The sequence below is a fragment of the Duganella sp. 1411 genome, assembly GCF_017833525.1.
GTDB lineage: Bacteria > Pseudomonadota > Gammaproteobacteria > Burkholderiales > Burkholderiaceae_D > Rugamonas.
The window spans coordinates 106,657-127,152 of sequence record NZ_JAFICD010000007.1 but is presented as its reverse complement, the minus strand read 5'-3'; the positions used below and the strand labels follow the sequence as shown (position 1 = coordinate 127,152).

At 64.6% G+C, this 20,496-nt stretch carries 19 protein-coding genes; 8 read left to right on the top strand and 11 right to left on the bottom strand.

Annotated features, from left to right (window positions below):
* The first annotated feature begins 24 nt into the window (after positions 1-24).
* Positions 25-1,068 (top strand): phosphoribosylformylglycinamidine cyclo-ligase, encoded by a 1,044-nt coding sequence (gene purM / locus JOD97_RS27410; protein WP_209725574.1) that lies wholly within the window; start codon positions 25-27, stop codon positions 1,066-1,068.
* 51 nt (positions 1,069-1,119) lie between these two features.
* Here purM and JOD97_RS27405 read toward each other — a convergent pair whose 3' ends face one another.
* A complete protein-coding gene (locus JOD97_RS27405) occupies positions 1,120-1,533 on the bottom strand; it encodes a type II toxin-antitoxin system RelE/ParE family toxin (RefSeq protein ID WP_209725572.1) in 414 nt (137 codons plus the stop codon).
* 86 nt (positions 1,534-1,619) lie between these two features.
* On the opposite strand from JOD97_RS27405, the gene JOD97_RS27400 reads away from it, so the two are divergent.
* Positions 1,620-1,913: a HigA family addiction module antitoxin gene (locus tag JOD97_RS27400; protein ID WP_209725570.1), complete on the top strand. Its 294-nt coding sequence runs from the start codon at positions 1,620-1,622 to the stop codon at positions 1,911-1,913.
* Between the two features lie 68 nt (positions 1,914-1,981).
* Here the strand turns inward: JOD97_RS27400 and JOD97_RS27395 are convergent, their stop codons facing one another.
* The 9 genes from JOD97_RS27395 to JOD97_RS27355 form a co-directional block, all read right to left on the bottom strand.
* Positions 1,982-2,749 (bottom strand): hypothetical protein, encoded by a 768-nt coding sequence (locus JOD97_RS27395; RefSeq protein WP_209725568.1) that lies wholly within the window; start codon positions 2,747-2,749, stop codon positions 1,982-1,984.
* The gene (locus tag JOD97_RS27390) at positions 2,722-3,402 is read right to left on the bottom strand and encodes a polyphenol oxidase family protein (RefSeq protein WP_209725566.1); all 681 of its coding nucleotides are present in this window, start codon (positions 3,400-3,402) and stop codon (positions 2,722-2,724) included. Before JOD97_RS27390 ends, JOD97_RS27395 begins: the two co-directional genes overlap by 28 nt.
* Positions 3,403-3,425: 23 nt before the next feature.
* Complete coding sequence (locus JOD97_RS27385) at positions 3,426-4,640, bottom strand: 6-phosphofructokinase (protein ID WP_209725564.1); 1,215 nt, start codon at positions 4,638-4,640, stop codon at positions 3,426-3,428.
* A gap of 84 nt (positions 4,641-4,724) precedes the next feature.
* A complete protein-coding gene (locus tag JOD97_RS27380) occupies positions 4,725-6,677 on the bottom strand; it encodes an alpha/beta fold hydrolase (protein WP_209725562.1) in 1,953 nt (650 codons plus the stop codon).
* 148 nt (positions 6,678-6,825) lie between these two features.
* Entirely contained in the window at positions 6,826-8,877 is a 2,052-nt protein-coding gene (locus JOD97_RS27375) for a S9 family peptidase (protein ID WP_209725560.1), read from the bottom strand.
* Between the two features lie 85 nt (positions 8,878-8,962).
* Positions 8,963-11,029 carry a sodium:solute symporter family protein gene (locus tag JOD97_RS27370; protein WP_209725558.1) on the bottom strand — a complete coding sequence of 689 codons (2,067 nt, stop codon included), beginning with the start codon at positions 11,027-11,029 and terminating at the stop codon, positions 8,963-8,965.
* The gene (locus JOD97_RS27365; RefSeq protein WP_229264766.1) at positions 11,026-11,286 is read right to left on the bottom strand and encodes a sodium/substrate symporter small subunit; all 261 of its coding nucleotides are present in this window, start codon (positions 11,284-11,286) and stop codon (positions 11,026-11,028) included. Before JOD97_RS27365 ends, JOD97_RS27370 begins: the two co-directional genes overlap by 4 nt.
* An 88-nt stretch (positions 11,287-11,374) precedes the next feature.
* A complete protein-coding gene (locus tag JOD97_RS27360; RefSeq protein ID WP_373999952.1) occupies positions 11,375-12,934 on the bottom strand; it encodes a sensor histidine kinase N-terminal domain-containing protein in 1,560 nt (519 codons plus the stop codon).
* Positions 12,931-13,641, bottom strand: a complete 711-nt coding sequence (locus JOD97_RS27355) for a response regulator transcription factor (RefSeq protein WP_209725554.1) — start codon at positions 13,639-13,641, stop codon at positions 12,931-12,933. Before JOD97_RS27355 ends, JOD97_RS27360 begins: the two co-directional genes overlap by 4 nt.
* Before the next feature lie 173 nt (positions 13,642-13,814).
* Between JOD97_RS27355 and recA the strand changes: the two genes are divergently transcribed.
* The 6 genes from recA to JOD97_RS27325 all read left to right on the top strand — a co-directional run bounded on the left by recA (position 13,815) and on the right by JOD97_RS27325 (position 19,519).
* Positions 13,815-14,924, top strand: coding sequence for a recombinase RecA (gene recA, locus JOD97_RS27350; RefSeq protein ID WP_209725552.1), 1,110 nt, complete (start codon positions 13,815-13,817; stop codon positions 14,922-14,924).
* Positions 14,925-15,042: 118 nt separating this feature from the next.
* A complete protein-coding gene (gene recX / locus JOD97_RS27345; RefSeq protein ID WP_209725550.1) occupies positions 15,043-15,507 on the top strand; it encodes a recombination regulator RecX in 465 nt (154 codons plus the stop codon).
* A 632-nt stretch (positions 15,508-16,139) separates the two neighbouring features.
* Complete coding sequence (sucC, locus tag JOD97_RS27340; protein ID WP_209725549.1) at positions 16,140-17,309, top strand: ADP-forming succinate--CoA ligase subunit beta; 1,170 nt, start codon at positions 16,140-16,142, stop codon at positions 17,307-17,309.
* A 13-nt stretch (positions 17,310-17,322) separates the two neighbouring features.
* Positions 17,323-18,204 carry a succinate--CoA ligase subunit alpha gene (gene sucD, locus JOD97_RS27335; RefSeq protein ID WP_209725548.1) on the top strand — a complete coding sequence of 294 codons (882 nt, stop codon included), beginning with the start codon at positions 17,323-17,325 and terminating at the stop codon, positions 18,202-18,204.
* Positions 18,205-18,274: 70 nt separating this feature from the next.
* A complete protein-coding gene (locus JOD97_RS27330; RefSeq protein WP_209725547.1) occupies positions 18,275-18,850 on the top strand; it encodes an FHA domain-containing protein in 576 nt (191 codons plus the stop codon).
* A 189-nt stretch (positions 18,851-19,039) separates the two neighbouring features.
* Entirely contained in the window at positions 19,040-19,519 is a 480-nt protein-coding gene (locus JOD97_RS27325; protein ID WP_304511224.1) for a pilin, read from the top strand.
* A 94-nt stretch (positions 19,520-19,613) separates the two neighbouring features.
* On the opposite strand, the gene JOD97_RS27320 is transcribed toward JOD97_RS27325, so the two are convergent.
* Positions 19,614-20,324, bottom strand: coding sequence for a flagellar brake protein (locus JOD97_RS27320; protein ID WP_209725546.1), 711 nt, complete (start codon positions 20,322-20,324; stop codon positions 19,614-19,616).
* Positions 20,325-20,496 lie beyond the last annotated feature (172 nt).

The following is a 20,496-nucleotide window of genomic DNA, read 5'->3' as shown; positions in this document are numbered from 1 at the left end:
ACCGCCTCCGCTGCGAAATACACCATGAGCCAAACTTCAAATGTTTCCCTGTCCTACCGTGACGCCGGCGTCGATATCGACGCGGGCGACGCCTTAGTCGAAGCAATCAAGCCTTTCGCCAAGCGCACCCTGCGCGAGGGCGTCATGGGCGGCCTGGGCGGTTTCGGCGCCATGTTCGAGATCAGCAAGAAGTACAAGGAGCCGGTGCTGGTGTCGGGCACCGACGGCGTCGGCACCAAGCTCAAGCTGGCGTTCGAGCTCAATCGTCATGACACGGTCGGCATCGACCTGGTCGCCATGAGCGTCAACGACATCCTGGTGCAGGGCGCCGAGCCGCTGTTCTTCCTCGACTATTTCGCCTGCGGCAAGCTCGACGTGGCTATCGCCACCGACGTCATCAAGGGCATCGCCCAGGGTTGCGAGCAGGCCGGCTGCGCCTTGATTGGCGGCGAAACGGCCGAGATGCCGAGCATGTACCCGGCCGGCGAGTACGACCTGGCCGGTTTCGCCGTCGGCGCGGTGGAAAAATCGAAGATCATCGACGGCAGCAAGATCGCGCCGGGCGACGTCATCCTGGGCCTGGCCTCGTCGGGCGTGCACTCGAACGGTTACTCGCTGGTGCGCAAGATCATCGAAGTGGCCAAGCCGGACCTGGAAGGCGACTTCCACGGCAGGAAGCTGGCGGACGTGCTGATGCAGCCGACCCGCATCTACGTCAAGCCGCTGCTGGCGCTGATGGAGGCGATGGAGGTCAAGGGCATGGTGCACATCACCGGCGGCGGCCTGGTCGAGAACATCCCGCGCGTGCTGCAGCCGGGCCTGGTGGCCGAGCTGGACTCGAAGGCGTGGACCTTGCCGCCGCTGTTCACGTGGCTGCAGCAGCACGGCGGCGTGGCCGACGCCGAGATGCACCGGGTGTTCAACTGCGGCATCGGCATGACCGTCATCGTCTCGCAGGAAAACGCCGCCGCCGCCATCGCGCAGCTGGAGGCGGCCGGCGAGACCGTCTACACGATCGGCAAGATCCGCGCGCGCGTCGGCGACGAGCACCAGACCATCGTCGTGTAACTGTACACGCACGCAAAACAAGCGGACCACGCGAAGGCGTCGTCCGCTTTTTTATTGGCCATCAGCATAGACAAACCGGGCAGACACGTAGGGCGGATTAGCGCAGCGTAATCCGCCAGGCTCCGCCGGCGGCTCATCGCCGCTTCGCGCCTCCGGGACGATGCAGATCTTCGAGATAAGATTGTAGATGATCCCGTTTTGGGGATCGGGACAGTCGAAGGTGATGCGCCAGTTGGCGTTGACCTCAATACTGTAGCGACAGGCATGACCGCTGAGCTGCTTGACGTTTTTCAACAAGCCCAACCCGCCGCGTATATCGTCGAGACTTCGCGCCGTGTCGAGATGCACCAGAATTGCACGAAGAACCCTGGCCCAAGAGGGGGAGATCCCGCTGAGATCTTTACCACCCGAGTTCCAAAAACGCTGCAAGCCTTTATGCAGAATTTCCTTCGCCTGAAAACTCATGACAGCACCCTGAGTGCGGTAGACGGTGTGTGGGTTTGCTCCTACCATGAAGAAAGACAATTCGATCAGCGCTGGAGGCTACTGTGATGACGATGCACCCGGGGGAGTATCTCTCTCTGTCCTACGTCGAACCGCATGGGATTAGTTTGGACGAGTTGGCGGAGCGACTAGGCTTGCCGTTGTTGGACGTTAAGCGATTGCTGGCGGAAGAAAAGGAACTGACAGCGGAGATGGCGGTGCGTCTTGAACTGGCGTTTGATCGGTCCGCCGCATCGTGGATGACGATGCAGGCCGAACATAGCTTGATGCAGGCAAGAAAAAAGGTCGATCCGAATTCGGTTCGACCTTTTGCGTTGCCTAGGCGAATAGACGCCGCGTAGGCAACGATTTACCCGCATACAGACCAGCCCGTGTAGAAATGGTGGACCTGACCCCGGAGTTGCTCGCGTCAGCCGCCCGCCGGGGGCGCCTCGCACGCGCCTTTGGTGAGGAACGCATGGATGACGCGGTTGATGGCCGCCTTGAGCTCGGCGCCGCCGCCGTCGTACATGTCGTTGTGCTTGGCGCCGGGCAGCTTGACGATGCAGGCGCAATGTTGCTTTTGCTCTTGCGCGTCCGGCAGCACGCCCGGGTCGGCCTGTGTGTCGCCGGCGCGGATCGATAGCACCTTGACCATCGCCGAACGCGGCAGCGCGGCGCGGCGGTTGTCCAAGGTGATCAGGCGCGTGATCGTGGCGTCGCCCTCGCTGGCGCGATCGGCGGAAATGTCGCCGCCCAGCGAGTGGCCGATCAAGGTCACGTGGCGCCAGTCGTAGCCGGGATGCGATTTGCTCAGCGTTTCTTGTACGAAGTGCAGATTGGCCACGCCCCGGCGCCGCATCGGCTTCAGCTGCGCGGCGATGTCGCCATTTCTGTCGAGCTTGGCGTCGGTCGGCAATTGATGCTCGACGCTGACCACCAGCCAGCCGGAGCGGTTGAGCTCTTCGACCAGGAAGCGGTATTCCTTGTGGCCGTTGCCGTAGCCGCCGCTGAGCAGCGCGACCGGGCACGGCGCCGTCGTGCACGGCGCTGCCGGGAACGATAGTTCGACCGGCACCGCGCGCTGCCGCGCCTGGTCCTGCAGGGTCAGATCAAGCGTGGCGGCCGAGGCGGCCAGGCCGGAGGCGGCCGCCAGCGCGACGGCGAGGTTTAGTGCGAGATGGTGATAACCGACCATTGGACGTCCTTGATCGGCGTGCGCGTTGCGCGGTCACGCCGGTAGCTGTGATAGGCGAAGCCGCCGTCGCCGGGATGGCACATCGTGCATTCCGGCGCGGCGGAGACAGTGGCGAAGCCGGCGCGCTCGAGTTGCCAGCCGGCGATGCCGGCCAGGTTCAGCTTGCCCGCCTCGGAGGCGATCACGCGCGGCGGCATCGGGTAGCGCTCGCCGAACTGCGCGATCAGTTCGGGCGACACCTGGTAGCAGCATGGGCCGGCCGCCGGCCCGGTCGCGGCCAGCCAGTCGCCGGCGTTGTCGCCGCGCGCCGCCAGCAGCTCGGCGAAGCGGCCGATGATGTCTTCGTAGGCGCCGCGCCAGCCCACGTGCAGCGCGGCCACGGCCCGGCCGTCCTTGCGCGCCAGCAGCACCGGCACGCAGTCGGCGGTGGCGATGGCCAGCAGCAGGCCGGGGCGCTCGGTGAGCATGCCGTCCGCCTCGCCGCAGTCCTGGTGTTCATGCTCGGCGACGGCGATGTGCGTGCCGTGCCGTTCGTGCTGCATCGGCCGCCGCGCCCAATACTGCGGAAAGTGCCGCGCCATGTCGTCGTGGCGCCCGCCGAAGCCGTGCTCGACCGACGCCACCGAGGTTAAAACCGTGCTTCTAATCACCATCGATTCCCCATTGATTCCCATCGCTAGCGTTTGAGGATTTTTTCCACCGGCGATGGACGCAGGCGGAACGCGTCCGGCATGCCCGAGCCGAGCAGCGGCCGCAAATACATGCGGAAGGCGTCGGTGACGTCGGTGCCGCTGGCGCTGATGAACTCGTCCTCCATCACGCGCGTCTTGCCGGCCACCGCCTGCAAGGTCTGCAGTTCGTAGTCGACCGAGTAAAAGCCGGTGCGGCGGATGGCGACCGAGCCGTCGCGCTCGCCCCACATGGCGAACTGCACCGCCTTTTCGGCGACCTCGCGCGCTTCGCGCTGGTCGACGTCGGAGACGCAGCCGATGAACGAGCGCTGCAGGTAGCCGAAGGTGTCGCCGCGCACGCGCTTGATGCCCAGCTTGGCCTTGATCTCGTCGCACAGCAGGTCGGCCAGCGCGCCGGTGCCCGACAGCTGGACGTTGCCGTGCGCGTCGCGCTCGACCTCCTTGGCCAGCAGGCTGGCGATCGCTTCGCCGGAGGCGTCGTGGATGCCTTCGGAGACGGCGATCACGCAGCGCCCGTGGCGCTCGTAGACGGCTTTGACGTCGAGCAGGAACTGGTCGAGCGAGAACACGCGCTCGGGCAGGTAGATCAGGTGCGGGCCGTCGTCGGAGAATTTCTTGCCCAGCGCGGCGGCGGCCGTCAGGAAGCCGGCGTGCCGGCCCATCACCACGCCGACGTACACGCCCGGCAGCGCCGCGTTGTCGAGGTTGGCGCCGGCGAAGGCTTGCGCGACGAAGCGCGCGGCCGACGGGAAGCCCGGCGTGTGGTCGTTGCCGACCAGGTCGTTGTCGATGGTTTTCGGGATGTGCATGCAGCGCAGCGGATAGCCGGCCTGCTGCGCCTGCTCGCTGACGATGCGCACCGTGTCGGACGAGTCGTTGCCGCCGATGTAGTAGAACTGTTCGATCTGGTGCGCGCGCAGCACCTTGAAGATTTCCTCGCAATACGGCAGGTCCGGCTTGTCGCGGGTCGAGCCCAGCGCCGACGACGGCGTGGCCGCCACCAGTTCGAGATTGTTGCTGGTCTCGCGCGTGAGGTCGACGAAATCCTCGTTGACGATGCCGCGCACGCCGTGCATGGCGCCGTAGACGCGGGTGACGTCGCGGAAGCGGCGCGCCTCCAGCACCACGCCGGCCAGCGACTGGTTGATGACGGCGGTCGGCCCGCCGCCCTGCGCGACCAGAATTTTTCCTGAAGTCATGTTTCGCTCCGTGTCGTTGACAAGAATGAATCGTGACTATACGCGAGTGGCAACGGCGCGGTTATTTATGACGTCAGATTGACGTCAATTTCGCTGGGCGCCGATGTTTTTGTCCAGGAACTTCTCCACCCGGCCCCAGAAATCGATGCGGTTCTTCGGCAGCGCCCAGCCGTGGCCTTCCTCCGCGTACTCGATCCATTCGACGCGCGGGTTGGTGCGCTTGACCGCGTCGTAGAACTTGACGCCGTGCACCAGCGGCACCCGCAGGTCGGCGCCGCCGTAGGCCAGCAATAGCGGCTGCTTGATGCGCGCCGCCTGCTCCAGCGGCGAGGTGGCCTTGAGCTGCTCGGCGTCCTTGACGCGGTCGCCGATCAGCTGCGGCATGCCGTACTCCTTCCAGTCGTTCGAGAGGTCGGAGCTGTAGCGCCAGCCGCTGTCGTACATCAGGCCGATGTCGGTGACGCCGACCCAGTCGATGCCGCATTGGTACAGGTCCGGATCGTTGATCAGGCCCATCAGCGTGGCGTAGCCGCCGTAGCTGGCGCCGGCGATGCACACGCGCTTGGCGTCGGCGGTGCCCTGGGCGATGGCCCAGCGCGTGCCGTCGGCGATGTCGTCCTGCATCTTCAAGCCCCATTGCTTCCAGCCGGCGCGGAAGTGCTTTGCCCCGTAGCCGGTGCTGCCGCGGAATTCCGGCTCCAGCACCGCGTAGCCGCGCGAGGACAGGAACTGGGCGTCGGCGTGCCAGTTCCAGCTGCCGCCGCGCACGAAGGGGCCGCCGTGGACCAGCACCACCATCGGCAAATTCTTGTGCGCGCCGCCCGGGGGCAGGGTCAGCCACGCCGGGATGTCGAGGCCGTCGCGGGCGGCGTAGTGCACCAGTTCGCGCGTGCCCATCGCGGCCGGCTTGATGTCGGGGGCGAGGTTGCCCACTTCGCTCATGCGCTTGGTCTCGGCGTTGTAGATCAAAAAGCGCGACGGTTGCTGGTCCGAGTACGCCTCCACCAGCACCCACGGCGTTTCCGGGTGCCGCGCCGGCGTGATCAGGTTGATGGTGCCCGGCAGTTTGGCGTCGACGCTCTGCTGCAGCGTCTTCATTGCCGGATCGAACCACGCGGTGCCGGCCGCGTCGGCGTGCACCCGCACCCCGAGCAGCTTGTTGTTGCTGATGATCAGGCTGCCATGGAAATCGAAGCCGTCCAGCGTGACCAGGCGCTCGCCCAGCGTGTTGTGGGCCAGGTCGTAGCGATACAGCGAGGTGCGGTCTTGGCCGTGGTTGGCGGTGACATACAGCGCGCCGTCCGGACCGAAGGCCAGCGGGTGGAACTCGTTGGTGTCGCCGGTGTAGGCGTCGAAGCTGGCCAGCACCCGCCATTGCCCGGTGGCCGGGTCCAGGTAGCGGATCGAGCGCATATTCTTGTCCAGCGTTTCGACCAGGCGCGGTTCGCCGTTCTGGTCCAGCAGCCACGAGCGCGCCACGCCGGGATGCGCGACCGGGGCCGCGCTGGCGGTGCGGGTGTTGACCCGCAGCAGGTCGAGCGCGACCAGGATGCCGGGGCTGACGATGTCGGCGTCGCTGACGTAGACGTACTCGTCGGTCTGCGACCCGTCCTGGTTCAGCATGTAGGTGTGCCACGGCAGCATCTCGATATTATCGTTACCGTTGGTCACGAACGGCATGTTGCGCTTGGCCAGCTGGCGGTAACCCTTGCCGTCGCGGTTGACCGCGAACAGGCCGGGGGCGAAGCGCAGGTCGCGCTGGCCGGACTCTTTGTCGGCCGTGCTGAACAGCAGGCGATCGTTGTTGACCCAGCGCGCCTGGCCGATGTCGGTGTCGGAAAATTGCGCCACCATACGCGCGCTCAGGTCGCTCAGGTCGACCACCGCCAGGCCGTCGCGGCGGTCCTTGGCGCCGACGAAGGCGGCCAGATAGCGTCCGTTGGGGGAGAGCACGGCGCCGTTGAAGGCCGGATTGGAGAAGAAGCTGGCGATCGGCGGCGCCGCCGCGGCGCCCGGCGCGTCGGCGGCGTGGACCATCGGGGCAAGGACTGCGGCGGCCGTCAGGACGGTCCGCGCAAATAACTGGTGGAATCGCATGTTTTCAAGGTGAAATATTTAACTCTAGAACCATACCATTAAGTTATTAAATTAGCCATGGTTCTTTGCCGCCGGCGCGCGCCGGCCGTCACGGCTGCGCCGGGTTCGCGCCGATATTTTTATCGAGGAATTTCTCCACCCGGCCCCAGAAGTCGATGCGGTTTTTCGGCAGCGCCCAGCCGTGCCCCTCCTCCTCGTACTCGATCCATTCGACATTGGGGTTGCCTTGCTTGACGGCCTGGTAGAACTTGGTGCCGTGCGGCAGTGGCACGCGCATGTCGGCGCCGCCATAGGCCAGCAATAGCGGTTGTTTGATGCGCGCCGCCTGCAGCAGCGGCGAGGTGGCCTTGAGTTGTTCGGCGTCCTTGACCTGGTCGCCCACCAGCGTCGGCATGCCGTATTGCTTCCAGGCGTCGGGCAGGTCGGACGTGAAGTTCCAGTGGCCGTCATACAACAGGTTGATGTCGGTGACGCCGGCCCAGTCGATGCCGCACTTGTACAGGCCGGGATCGTTGATCAGGCCCATCAAGGTGGCGTAGCCGCCGTAGCTGGCGCCGGCGATGCAGATGCGCCCGGCGTCGGCGGTGCCCTGGGCGACGGCCCAACGGGCGCCGTCGGCGATGTCGTCCTGCATCTTCAAGCCCCATTGCTTCCAGCCGGCGCGGAAATGCTTGGCGCCGAAGCCGGTGCTGCCGCGGAATTCCGGTTGCAGCACCGCGTAGCCGCGCGAGGCCAGGAACTGGACCTCGGGGTCCCAGCCCCAGATGCTGCCGCGCAGGTAGGGACCGCCATGGACCAGCACCACCAGCGGCAGGTTCTTGCCGCCGCCCTTGGGCAGGGTCAGCCACGCGGGGATGTCGAGGCCGTCGCGCGCCTTGTAGTGGACCAGCGATTCCTGCCCCATCTGGTTCGGATCGATGTGCGGATGGCTGCCGCCGACCAGGTTCAGCTTCTGCGTGTCGCTGTTGTAGAGCAGGATGCGCGGCGGCGACCGGTCCGAATACGATTCCACCAGCACCCACGGCGACTCCGGCCTGGTCGGCAGGGTCAGCAGGTTGATGGTGTACGGCAGCATCTCGTCGACCTTGGCCTGCATCGCCTTCATGCCGTCGTCGAGCCAGGTCGTGTCGAGCGCGTCGGTCACGCGCCGCACGCCGAGCACCTTGTTCTTTCCGAAGATTAGCTTGCCACGGAAATCGTAGCCGTCGAGCACGACCAGCGGCTGGTCCGAGACTTTGTTGGTGGTCAAGTTGAACGTGTAGACGGCCGACTTGTCCTTGCCGGCGTGGCTGACCACGTACAGCGTGCCGTCCGGGCCGAAGGTCAGCGGCGTGAACGAACCCTTGCCGCCGGTGTAGGTGCCATAGTCGACCAGCTTGCGCCATTTTTGTTCGTCGGCCGGGTCGCGGTAATAGATCGCGCTGACGCCTTTGTCGACCGTGGTGGTCAGGCGCGGCTCGCCGTTGTTGTCGAGCAGCCAGGACTCGCTGTCGCCGGGGCGGCCGAACGACGTGTAGCGGCCGTTGAGCGTGTTGAGGCGTTGCAGGTCGACATGGTCGAGCTGGCCGGGACGCTCCATGATGCGGTGGACCACGTAGACGTACTCGGAATCCTGGCTGTTGCGCTGGCCCAGCAAATACGTATTCCACGGCAGCAGCTCGCGGCTGTGGATGGCGCTGCCGCCGCCGACGGTGATGAACGGCTTGCCGGCGCGGCTGGCCAGCTGGATGAACTTGCTGCCGTCGCGGTTGGCGGCGTACAGGCCGGGGGCGTAGCGGGCGTCGCCCTGGCCGACAGTGCGGTCGGTGGCGGTGAACACCAGCCGCTCGTCGTTGACCCAGTCGAAACGGCCGATGTCGGCGTCGCTGAAGCTGCCCACGCCCTTGACGCTGTTGTCGGCCAGCGTGATCACGGCCAGCGCGTCGCGTTGGCCCTGGCGGCCCATGCGCACGGCCAGGTACTTGCCGCTGGGCGAGAGCAGCGCGCCGCTGAACTCGGGATTGCTGAAGAAGTCGGCGATCGGCGGACGCGCCGCCGCCGGCGCCGCGGCGGTGGTGTCGGGCGCGGCCGTCGTCGCCAACGGCGACAGGGCGGTCAACGCGCCCAGGGCGGCGCGGGCGAGCAATTGCTGGAATCTCATGAGGCTTTATGAAAGTAGGATAACGCCAGAGGATATCACCCAGTTATCAAATCCGTCACATGCCGATGATGTCTGAAATGTAATGTTACAAATCCGTGCGCTCGGCCGCGCGGATGTAGTCGACCAGGGCGGCGGTCTCGCGGTCCGGCGCCGGCGTCATCAGGCTGACGGCGACCATCGTCAGCAAGCCCACCGGCACGCCGAAGATGCCGGCCGAGATAGGCGCGATGTGGAACCACTGGCCGGCCGCGCTGCCGCCGAGGATGGCATTGGTGTGCAACATATAGTAGAGGCACACGGAGAAGCCGGCGATCATGCCGGCCACGGCGCCCTGGTAATTGGCGCGCTTCCAGAACACGCCCAGCGCCAGCGCCGGGAACAGCGCCGAGCCGGCCAGCGAGAACGCCGCGCCCACCAGCGAGATGATGTCGCCGGGCTTGGTCGAGGCCGCGTAGGCGGCGATGAAGGCCACCCCCAGCAGCAGCAGCTTGGAGATCGTCACCCGCTTTTGGGTGGAGGCGGTGCGGTCGACGATCTTGTAATAGATGTCGTGCGACAGCGCGTTGGAGATCGCCAGCAGCAGGCCGTCGGCGGTCGACAGCGCCGCCGCCAGCCCGCCGGCCGCCACCAGGCCGGACACCACGTACGGCAGGCCGGCGATCTCCGGCGTGGCCAGCACCAGCACGTCGGCGTCGATGGTGATCTCGGCCAACTGCACCACGCCGTCGTGGTTGATGTCGTTGATGCTGAACAGCGGATTGAGCTTGTCGACATTGCTCCAGTACGACACCCAGTTGGGCAGGTGGGCGAAGTCGGTGCCCACCAGCGCGCTGTAGATGTCGTACTTGACCAGCACCGCCAGCGCCGGGATGGTCAGGTAGATCAGCAGGATGAAGAACAGGGTCCAGAACACCGACACGCGCGTCTCGTGCACCGACGGCGTGGTGTACGAGCGCATCAGGATGTGCGGCAGCGCGGCCGTGCCCAGCATCAGGCAGAACACCAGCGCCAGGAAGTTGTTGCGCTTGATGTTGGCGGTGGCGGCGTCGCCGGGGTAGGGCGTGGCGTGCGGCGTGATCGGCTCGGCCCGGACCAGGTTTTGCGCGCGCGCGTCCGTCCACATGCGGGCGGCCTCGTCGGCGTCCTTCGGGTAGGCGATCAATGCGCGCTCGGCGTTGCGGATCTCCAGCAGCGAGGCGTTGCGCAGCTTGACGTCGTCGAGCTTGCGCTGCATTTGCAGCCGTCCGGCCTCCCACGACGATGGCAAGGTGTTGATGCGCAGCTGGTAGTCGTCGGCGCGCTGGCGGAAGATGGCGCGCACCTCGGCCTCCTTCGGATCGTTCTGCAGCACCGCCTCGCGCGCGCTCAGTTGCGGCAGCAGCTTGCCGTAGGCCACCTGCGGGATCGGGTTGTCGCTGTGCTTGGCCGACAGCCACACCGCCGGCATCAGGAACGCCACCACGATGATGATGTATTGCGCCACCTGGGTCCAGGTGATGGCGCGCATGCCGCCCAGGAACGAGCACACCAGGATGCTGGCCAGGCCGAGGAAGATGCCGACCGAGAAGTCGACGCCGGTGAAGCGCGAGGCGATCAGGCCCACCGCGTAGATCTGCGCCACCACGTACGTGAACGAGACGATGATGGTGGCGATGACGGCGAGGATGCGCACCGCCCGGCCGCCGCGGCTCAGGTCACCGTCGGCGCCGCCGTAGCGCATCGCCAGGAAATCGGGGATGGTGTACTGGCTGAACTTGCGCAGGTAGGGCGCGATCAGCAGCGCCACCAGGCAGTAGCCGCCGGTCCAGCCCATGATGTAGGCCAGGCCGTCGAAGCCGTGCAGGTACAGGCCGCCGGCCAGGCTGATGAAACTGGCGGCGGAGATCCAGTCGGCGGCGGTGGCCATGCCGTTGAACATGGCCGGCACGCGCCGCCCGGCGACATAGTATTCGAGCACGTTGGAGGTGCGGCTGAGCACCCCGAGCGTGGCGTACAGCACGATGGTGGCGAACATGAACAGGTAGCCGATCCACACGCGCGGCATGCCTTCCTGCTCCAGCACGGCCAGCGAGATCAGAAAGCCGACGAAGCCGCCGGTGAACAGCAGGTAGTAGCGGCTCAGGCGCCGGAAGAACGAGCGGTGTTCTTTCACGGGCGCGGCTCCCTGGGCGCGGCGGGCTTGGCCGCTGGGTTGGCCGCTGAATTGGCCGCTGCGTTGGCCGCCAGGTCGAGGCGGCGCATGCGCCAGGCGTAGAAGCCCAGGATGGCCAGGTACACCAGCGAGGCGCCCTGCGCGGCCAGGTAGAACGACAGCGGCCAGCCGAACACGCTCAGGCCGGTCAGCTCGCGGGCGAAGAAGGCGACGCCAAAGCCGGTGAGCAGCCAGAGCAGCAGTAGCCAGCCGGTCATGAGGCGGGTCTTGCGCCAGTGCTGGCGGCGCGATAATGGAAGCAATGAGGGTGTCGGCGCGGGCGCCGGGCGGGCGGTATCGATATCGTTATCCATAATGTGGTGGCTCCTCTTCGTCGGCCGGCGGCGCCGGCGGCAGCGGGAAGCCGACCCGGAACAGGCAGCCCGGCAGCTTGGCTTGCAGCGAACGGGGATTGCTGAAGATGTCGACCTCGGCGCCGTGCTGCTGGGCGATCTCGCGCACGATCGCCAGGCCCAGCCCGCTGCCCTCGGCGGTGTGGCCGAGGATGCGGTAGAAGCGCTCGAACACCCGCTCGCGCTCGCCGGGCGGGATGCCCGGCCCGGTGTCCTCGACCTCCAGGTAGCCCGGCTCGCCGTGGTTGCCGCGCACCCGCACCGTGACGCTGCCGCCGGCCGGCGTGTAGCGCAGCGCGTTGTCGATCAGATTCGACAGCAGCTCGCGCAGCATGGTCGGATCGCCGACGATCTGCACCGGCGCCGGCGGCGCCTCGAAGCCGAGGTCGATGCGGTGCGCGAACGACGCCTGCACCCAGTCGCGCACCACGCCGCGCGCCAGCTCGGACAACTCCAGCGGCTGCATCGCGGTGCCGGCCTGCGGCTGGTTCTCGGCGCGCGCCAGCGCCAGCAGCTGGTTGACCAGCCGCGTGGCCGCCTGCGAGCTCTTGGCCAGCTGCTCCAGCGAACGGTGGATCTCGCCGCTGTCGGTCTGGCGCAGCGCCAGCTCGGACTGCATGCGCATGCCCGCCAGCGGCGTGCGCATCTGGTGCGCGGCGTCGGCGATGAAGCGCTTTTGCATCTCGATCGACAGCGACAGCCGCGCCAGCATCTCGTTGAGCGAGCGCACCAGCGGCGTGATCTCCTCCGGCACGTCGCTCGAGGCGATCGGACTCAAGTCGTCCGAGCCGCGCGTGCGGATGCGCTCCTGCAACTGGGCCAGCGGCGACAGCCCGCGCGCCAGCGCGAACCACACCAGCGCCAGCACGATCGGCAGGATGATGAATTGCGGCAGGATCACGCCCTTGATGATCTCGTTGGCCAGCTGGGCGCGTTTTTCCAGCGTCTCGGCCACCTGCACCAGCGCCAGCTGCGGCTCGGCGTCGCCGACCCGCTCCAGCCGCACATAGGAATAGGCCACGCGCACCGGCGTGCCGTGCATGCTGTCGTTGCGGAAGCGCACGCTGCCGGCGCGGAAGCGCTCCTCCTCGTCGGCCGGCGGCGGCAGGTCGCGGTCGCCGTCGATGTGCTCGCCGCGCGGGCCGTGGATCTGGAAGTACACGTTATCGACGTCGTCGGCGCGCAGGATGTCGCGGGCCGAGCCGGGCAGGCTCTTGATGATCTTGCCGTCGACCGAGCGCACCTGCTGCGCCAGCACCGTCACGCTGTCCTCGAGCGCGTGGTCGAACGGCTGGTTGGCGATCGATTTGGCGACCAGGTAGGTGATGGCGATGCTCATCGGCCACAGCAGCAGCAGCGGCGCCAGCATCCAGTCGAGGATCTCGCCGAACAGCGAGTTTTGCACGCCTTCGTCGGCCTCGACGGCCGGCGGCTGGTATTCGGGGGCGTCGGCGTCGGCGTCGAGGCGCGCGCCGTCGCGCCCGCGCCGCAGCCGCCGCGCCAGCTGTCTCACTTGGCGGCGTCGCCGACGTCGGCGCTGGCGCGGGCCGCCTCGGAATATTTCTCCAGGCAGTAGCCCAGGCCGCGCACGGTGGCGATGCGCACGCCGCCCAGCTCGATCTTCTTGCGCAGCCGGTGCACATAGACCTCGATGGCGTTGTTGCTCACTTCCTCGCCCCATTCGCACAGGTGGTCGACCAGTTGTTCCTTCGACACCAGGCGGCCGGTGCGCGCCAGCAGGATCTCCAGCAGGCCCAGCTCGCGCGCCGACAGGTCCAGCATCTGGTCGTTGATGTAGGCGCTGCGACCGACCTGGTCGTACGACAGCGGCCCGTGCTTGACGATGGCGGCGCCGCCGCCGGCGCCGCGGCGGGTCAGCGCGCGCACCCGCGCCTCCAGCTCGGACAGCGCGAACGGCTTGGCCATGTAGTCGTCGGCGCCCAGGTCGAGCCCGTTGACGCGCTGCTCGATCGAATCGGCCGCCGTCAAAATGAGCACCGGCAGCAGCGACGCGCGCGCGCGCAGGCGCCGAAGCACCTCCAGCCCGGACAGCTTGGGCAGGCCCAGGTCGAGGATCAGCAGGTCGAACTCCTGGGTCGACAGGGCGGTGTCGGCCTCCTGGCCGTTGCGCACGCAATCGATGGCATAACCGGACTGGCGCAGCGAACGCGTCAGCCCGTCGGCCAGCACGCTGTCGTCTTCGGCAAGTAAAATACGCATGTAGGGCACTCCGGCTGCAGAAGCTTGTATTGTGTTTCATTTCCCGCAAGGTGGCGAGTTTTTGTACGATTTCGCCGATTCGCTACAAATCCGCTTGCATTGATCACTGTTTTTTTATACAGTACTGCCTGAATCGACGATTAGTCCAACCTCCCACCGGCTGAAAGCACATTATGGATGACAAAAAAGCTGTAGTACCCGCATCTGAGAAAGCCAAGGCGCTGGCCGCCGCGCTGGCCCAGATCGAAAAGCAATTCGGCAAAGGCTCCGTCATGCGCATGGACGCCAACGCCCCGATCGAGGACGTGCAGGTCGTCTCGACCGGCTCGCTGGGGCTGGACATCGCGCTGGGCGTCGGCGGCCTGCCGCGCGGCCGCGTGGTCGAAATCTACGGTCCGGAGTCGTCCGGTAAAACCACGCTGACCCTGCAAACCATCGCGGAAATGCAAAAGCTGGGCGGCACCTGCGCGTTCATCGACGCCGAACACGCGCTCGACGTCGGCTATGCCCAAAAACTGGGCGTCAACCTGCACGAACTGCTGATCTCGCAGCCGGACACCGGCGAGCAAGCGCTGGAAATCTGCGACGCGCTGGTGCGTTCGGGCTCGGTGGACATGGTCGTGGTCGACTCCGTCGCCGCGCTGACGCCGCGCGCCGAGATCGAAGGCGACATGGGCGATTCGCTGCCGGGCCTGCAGGCGCGCCTGATGTCGCAAGCGCTGCGCAAGCTGACCGGTTCGATCAACCGCACCAACACGCTGGTCATCTTCATCAACCAGATCCGCATGAAGATCGGCGTCATGTTCGGCAGCCCGGAGACCACCACCGGCGGCAACGCGCTGAAGTTCTACGCCTCCGTGCGCCTGGACATCCGCCGCACCGGCTCGATCAAGTCCGGTGACGAGGTGATCGGTAACGAAACCAAGGTCAAGGTCGTCAAGAACAAGATCGCGCCGCCGTTCAAGGAGGCGCACTTCGACATCCTGTACGGCGCCGGCACCTCGCGCGAGGGCGAGATCCTGGATCTTGGCGTGGAAGCGAAAATCGTCGAGAAGTCCGGTTCGTGGTACAGCTACAACGGCGAGCGCGTCGGCCAAGGCAAGGACAACGCCCGCATCTTCCTACAGGAGCGTCCGGCGCTGGCGTGGGAAATCGAAAACAAGGTGCGCGAATCGCTGGGCGTGCGCGCGTTGCCGCCGCTGGCCGCCGACAAGGGCGACAGCGTCGTCAAACTGAAGTCCGTCGACAAAGCGGACAAGGGCGACAAGGCCGACGCGGCGTAATCCAACCCGAAACCGGGGCAATGCGCAGTGCGGGTTAAAACGCCGCGCCGCCTAAGCCCAAAAGCCAACCACCGCGCCAACCATGGCCGGTGGTTTTTCTCATTGTGCAGGAGGTTTTATGGCCGCACCCCAACTTAGCCTGAAGGCGCGCGCGCTGCGGTTCCTGTCGATGCGCGAGCACAGCCGGCTCGAGCTGGGCCGCAAGCTGTCCAAGTACGCGGAGGAGGGCGACGACGTCGAAGCGCTGCTTGACCTGTTGGAAAAGAACAACTGGCTGTCGCAGGAGCGGTTTTCGGAATCGCTGATCCACCGCCGGGCGGCGCGCTTTGGCAACAGCCGCATCGTGGCCGAGCTGCAAAGCCACGGCGTCAAGGGTGAAGCGCTGCAGGAGCTCAAGGCGGGCCTGGCCGACAGCGAAACGGCGCGCGCATGCGAGGTGTGGCAGCGAAAATTCGGTGAAGTCGCCACCGACCCCAAGGAGCGCAACAAGCAAATGCGCTTTTTGATGCTGCGCGGCTTTTCCCAGCGCGCCGTGCAAGCGGCGATGAAGGGCGTCGACCTCGACGAGTTCGACGAACAGTAAATCAAGCGAACCAGACACCTAAACCACATCTAAACCACGTAGGGCGGATTAGGCGAAGCCGTAATCCGCCATGCATAATCCGCCGACGGAATTAAATCTGGCCACACAACATCCCCGTCCCCGCGGCACGGTTTTCCAACGACTTGGCATCAGGCACGTCGCAAGTCGGGCTGGGGTGTGCTACACTTTTAGGGTTTTTGCAGCACCGTGGGTGCGGTGGTTGTCCGTAGAAGCTACGGCAACGTGCATTTTCGATAAGAGAAATGCGCAAGGCTGCTAACTAACTCATGCCGCGAGAGCGGTATATTCTTATGTCACTGTCAATACCAGTTCACTGTCGTGCGTTCCGCACGCTCGTCCCAGCTTATCCGCGCACCGATGGCCTGTGGAAGATTGACGTCTGTTTCACCTCCGGCCACCAAGCTGGCTGCACCCCCCTGATAGTCGCAACAACCCCCAATTCCAAAACATTGCCCCGCACCGCGTCCCGACGCCGGCGCGCCGGCCGGTTTTACCCGCGCTGGGTGGACAAAGCAGCACCGGGTAGCGCGTAGCAACATCTGCTTATCGAGCATCACACATTTCGCAGTATCAACCGATTTATACACATCAGCATCAGAAGGGAAGCCAGCATGAAAATCCATGAGTATCAAGGCAAAGAAATCCTCCGAAAATACGGAGTGACGGTTCCGCGCGGTATTCCGTGCATGTCCGTAGAAGAAGCAGTCAAAGCTGCGGAAACCTTGGGCGGCCCGGTCTGGGTTGTGAAAGCACAAATCCACGCCGGTGGCCGTGGTAAAGGCGGCGGCGTGAAAGTCGCGAAATCGCTGGAACAAGTCAAAGAATACGCCGAGCAAATCATGGGCATGCAGCTGGTCACGCACCAGACCGGCCCTGAAGGCCAAAAAGTACGCCGCCTGCTGATCGAAGAAGGCGCGGACATCAAGAAAGAACTGTACGTGTCGATGGTCACCGACCGCGTCTCGCAGCGCGTCGTGCTGATGGCCTCGTCCGAAGGCGGCATGGACATCGAAGAAGTGGCTGAATCGCATCCGGAACTGCTGCACTCGATCGCCATCGACCCATCCGTCGGCCTGACCGACGCTGAAGCCGCCGGTATCGCTGCCAAGATCGGCGTGCCGGAAGCGTCGATCGCCGACGCCGTCGCCAACCTGAAAGGCCTGTACAAAGCCTACTGGGAAACCGATTCGTCGCTGGCCGAAATCAACCCGCTGATCCTGACCGGTTCGGGCAAGGTCATCGCGCTGGACGCCAAATTCAACTTCGACGCCAACTCGCTGTTCCGCCAGCCGGAAATCGTCGCCTACCGCGACCTGGACGAAGAAGATCCAGCCGAAGTGGAAGCGTCGAAGTTCGACCTGGCCTACATCTCGCTCGACGGCAACATCGGCTGCCTGGTCAACGGCGCCGGCCTGGCCATGGCCACCATGGACACCATCAAGCTGTTCGGCGGCGAGCCGGCCAACTTCCTGGACGTGGGCGGCGGTGCGACGGCTGAGAAAGTCACCGAAGCATTCAAGATCATGCTGAAAAACCCAGGCCTGAAAGCCATCCTGGTCAACATCTTCGGCGGCATCATGCGCTGCGACGTGATCGCCGAAGGCGTCATCACCGCGGTCAAGGCTGTCTCGCTGAACGTGCCGCTGGTGGTCCGCATGAAGGGCACCAACGAAGACCTGGGCAAGAAGATGCTGGCCGATTCCGGTCTGCCTATCATCGCTGCCGACACCATGGAAGATGCAGCGAAGAGCGTCGTCGCCGCCGCTGCCGGTCAAGCTTAATTAAGGAATCAACATGTCCATTCTGATCAATAAAGATACCAAAGTCGTTACCCAAGGGATCACCGGCAAGACCGGCCAGTTCCACACCCGCGGCTGCCGCGACTACGCGAACGGCAAAAACTGCTTCGTCGCCGGCGTGAACCCGAAGAAAGCCGGCGAAGACTTCGAAGGCATTCCAATTTTCGCTAACGTCACCGAAGCGAAAAAAGAAACCGGCGCCAACGTGTCGGTCATCTACGTCCCGCCAGCAGGCGCGGCCGCCGCGATCTGGGAAGCCGTCGAAGCCGAGCTGGACCTGGCAATTTGCATCACCGAAGGCATTCCAGTCCGCGACATGATGGCCCTGAAGGACCGCATGGCCAAAGCCGGCTCGAAGACCCTGCTGCTGGGCCCTAACTGCCCAGGCCTGATCACCCCTGACGAAATCAAGATCGGCATCATGCCAGGCCACATCCACAAGAAGGGCCGTATCGGCGTGGTCTCGCGTTCGGGCACGCTGACCTACGAAGCGGTCGGTCAGCTGACCGCGCTGGGCCTGGGCCAATCGTCGGCAGTCGGCATCGGCGGCGACCCGATCAACGGTCTGAAGCACATCGACGTCATGAAGATGTTCAACGACGATCCTGACACCGACGCGGTCATCATGATCGGCGAAATCGGCGGCCCGGACGAAGCCAACGCGGCTTACTGGATCAAAGACAACATGAAAAAACCGGTGGTCGGCTTCATCGCCGGTGTCACCGCTCCTCCGGGCAAGCGCATGGGCCACGCCGGCGCGCTGATCTCCGGCGGCGCCGACACCGCGCAAGCCAAACTGGAAATCATGGAAGCGTGCGGCATCACCGTCACCAAGAACCCGTCCGAAATGGCGCGTCTGCTGAAAGCCATGCTGTAATAACAGCCCGGTTGAATGTGGAATAATGAAGGGGAGCCCAGCGCTCCCCTTTATTTATTGGAGAATCGGATTGGCCAAGATCATCGTCACGCGCGACGGCCAGGTGGAGCGGCAGGTTCAGCTGAGCAAGGAACGGATGACCATCGGCCGCCATCCGCGCAACGACATCGTGCTGGCGCACCCGGCCGTCAGCGGCGAACACGCGGTCATCGTCACCATCCTCGACGACTCTTTCCTGGAAGACCTGCACAGCACCAACGGCACCTTCGTCAACGGCCACCGCATCGGCAAGCATTTCCTGCAGCATCAAGACGTCATCAAGATGGCCAAGTTCCAAGTCGAATTCCTGGCCGACGGCGTACGGCCGAGCATGGCCGCCGCGCCATTGCTGGCCCATATCGAAGTCTTAAATGGCAACAATGCCGGAAAACAAATGGCGCTGACCAAGCCGCAGACCACGCTCGGCCGCGCCGGCGTGCAGGTGGTGGTGATCGAGCGCCATCCGGATGTCTATACGCTGACGCATGTCGAGGGTGGGCAGGCGCCGCTGGTCAATGGCACGGCGGTCGGCCGGCAGGCCTGGCGGCTCGGCCATGGCGACGTGATCGACCTGGGCGGCACGCAAATGGCTTTCCGCATCGCCTGACAATAATTGTCACACATTGTCACGGCTGACAAATCGCGGCGGTAGGGACTGACAAAAAACGGCAGGGAACGCGTTGAAAATGGCGCTTATGAAAATATTCCGCCCCATTTTGCCTAAAAAATAGGCTGGCACACCGCTTGCGATAAGGAAGGTGTACCACCCGATTTTTTACCCCACAGGAGTCGCAAAATGAAATCCATGAAAATGATGAAGAAACAAGCCCAGGCCGGCTTCACCCTGATCGAACTGATGATCGTCGTCGCGATCATCGGCATTCTGGCAGCGGTCGCCATTCCTGCGTACAGCGACTACACGGTCAAAGCCAAAGTGGCCAATGCCCTGAGCGCGGTGGATTCGCTGAAAACCGCCGTCGCATTGTGCGCCCAGGAAGCTGGCGGCGACGCGTCGACCTGCACCAACGGCGCCGGCGGCATACCTCCAGCTAATAACTTCACGGCAACCAAGGAAGTCGCCTCCGCCACGGTTAATGCCGGCGTAGTGTCGTTCACCTTTGCAACCGGCGTCGGTAGCGGCGTGGACGGCGGTGTGGTCACCTTCACCCCGTCGCCACCGGTGGCAGGGCAGACGGCATCGGCGATGCGTTGGACGGTGGCCTCAACCGGCATCACCAACACCGCTGCGACTGCGGCGCTGACCAAGAACAACTAAGCTGTCGATGGCATCAAAAAACCCGGCGCCGCCGGGTTTTTTTTCGTTCGCCGCAGGCGCGCGGGCGCCGGCGTGCCCATCCTTCCTCCCGCGCTCAAACGATCTTTTGACGATCGGCGATCAACGCCTCATAGGTCAGATTTTGCAGCATGGTGTAATGCACCGGGTCCAGATCGACAAATTGCACGCCATAGGTGAACACTTCCGGCTTATCCCCGGCGGCGGGCTTGACCACATTGATATTGCGGATAGTCGCCTTCGGATTAACGCGCACCTGCCGATTACCCGGCTGGGCGATCAGGTAGAACGACAGCCCCACCTGCGCATCGTCCTCCGGCAAGCGCTTGGCCGATTCGATCAGCGCCCCCGACACGCTCAGGTTGACGAGGAACACGGACGAGGTGCCCACCGGCGTCGTCACCTGCGCCGGAATATCGACCTTGACCCGCATCGCCGCGCGCAGACTGGTGCCCTGGATCGACACCGGGAACGACAGATGGGCATAAAAGAATGGACGGGGAAACACGCGCTGCACGACGCACGCGAACGAACACACGTTCACGCCGGAAAACACGCGGATGGTCAGCTTGTCGCCCTCGTTGATCGAGATCGGCGCGTTGTTTTCGAACGGCACCTTGACGATCAGGTACTCGTCCTTGACCCAGCCGATGATCGTGGAGAAGTGCTGGATCGGTTTGATGGTCCGATGCGTGATGAACTGGATCCGGCCGCCCACCTGCAGGTTCATTTGCTCGAATTCGTATTCCTGAGTCTTGGCTTCGCTTGGGGGCGGGTTGCTGCTCATTCAAGTTCTTTCTCGCAGACGCATGGGCGACCACGGTAAGCTAACTGTCAAAAAATTACTTCCGTGCTATTTATTATATACGCGTTAACTTAGAGTAACAAAGCGACACTTAGCCATGCTGTCATGGACATTGGTTCGGGGGGATTAAAGCGTTGCATTTTTGACGATCAGC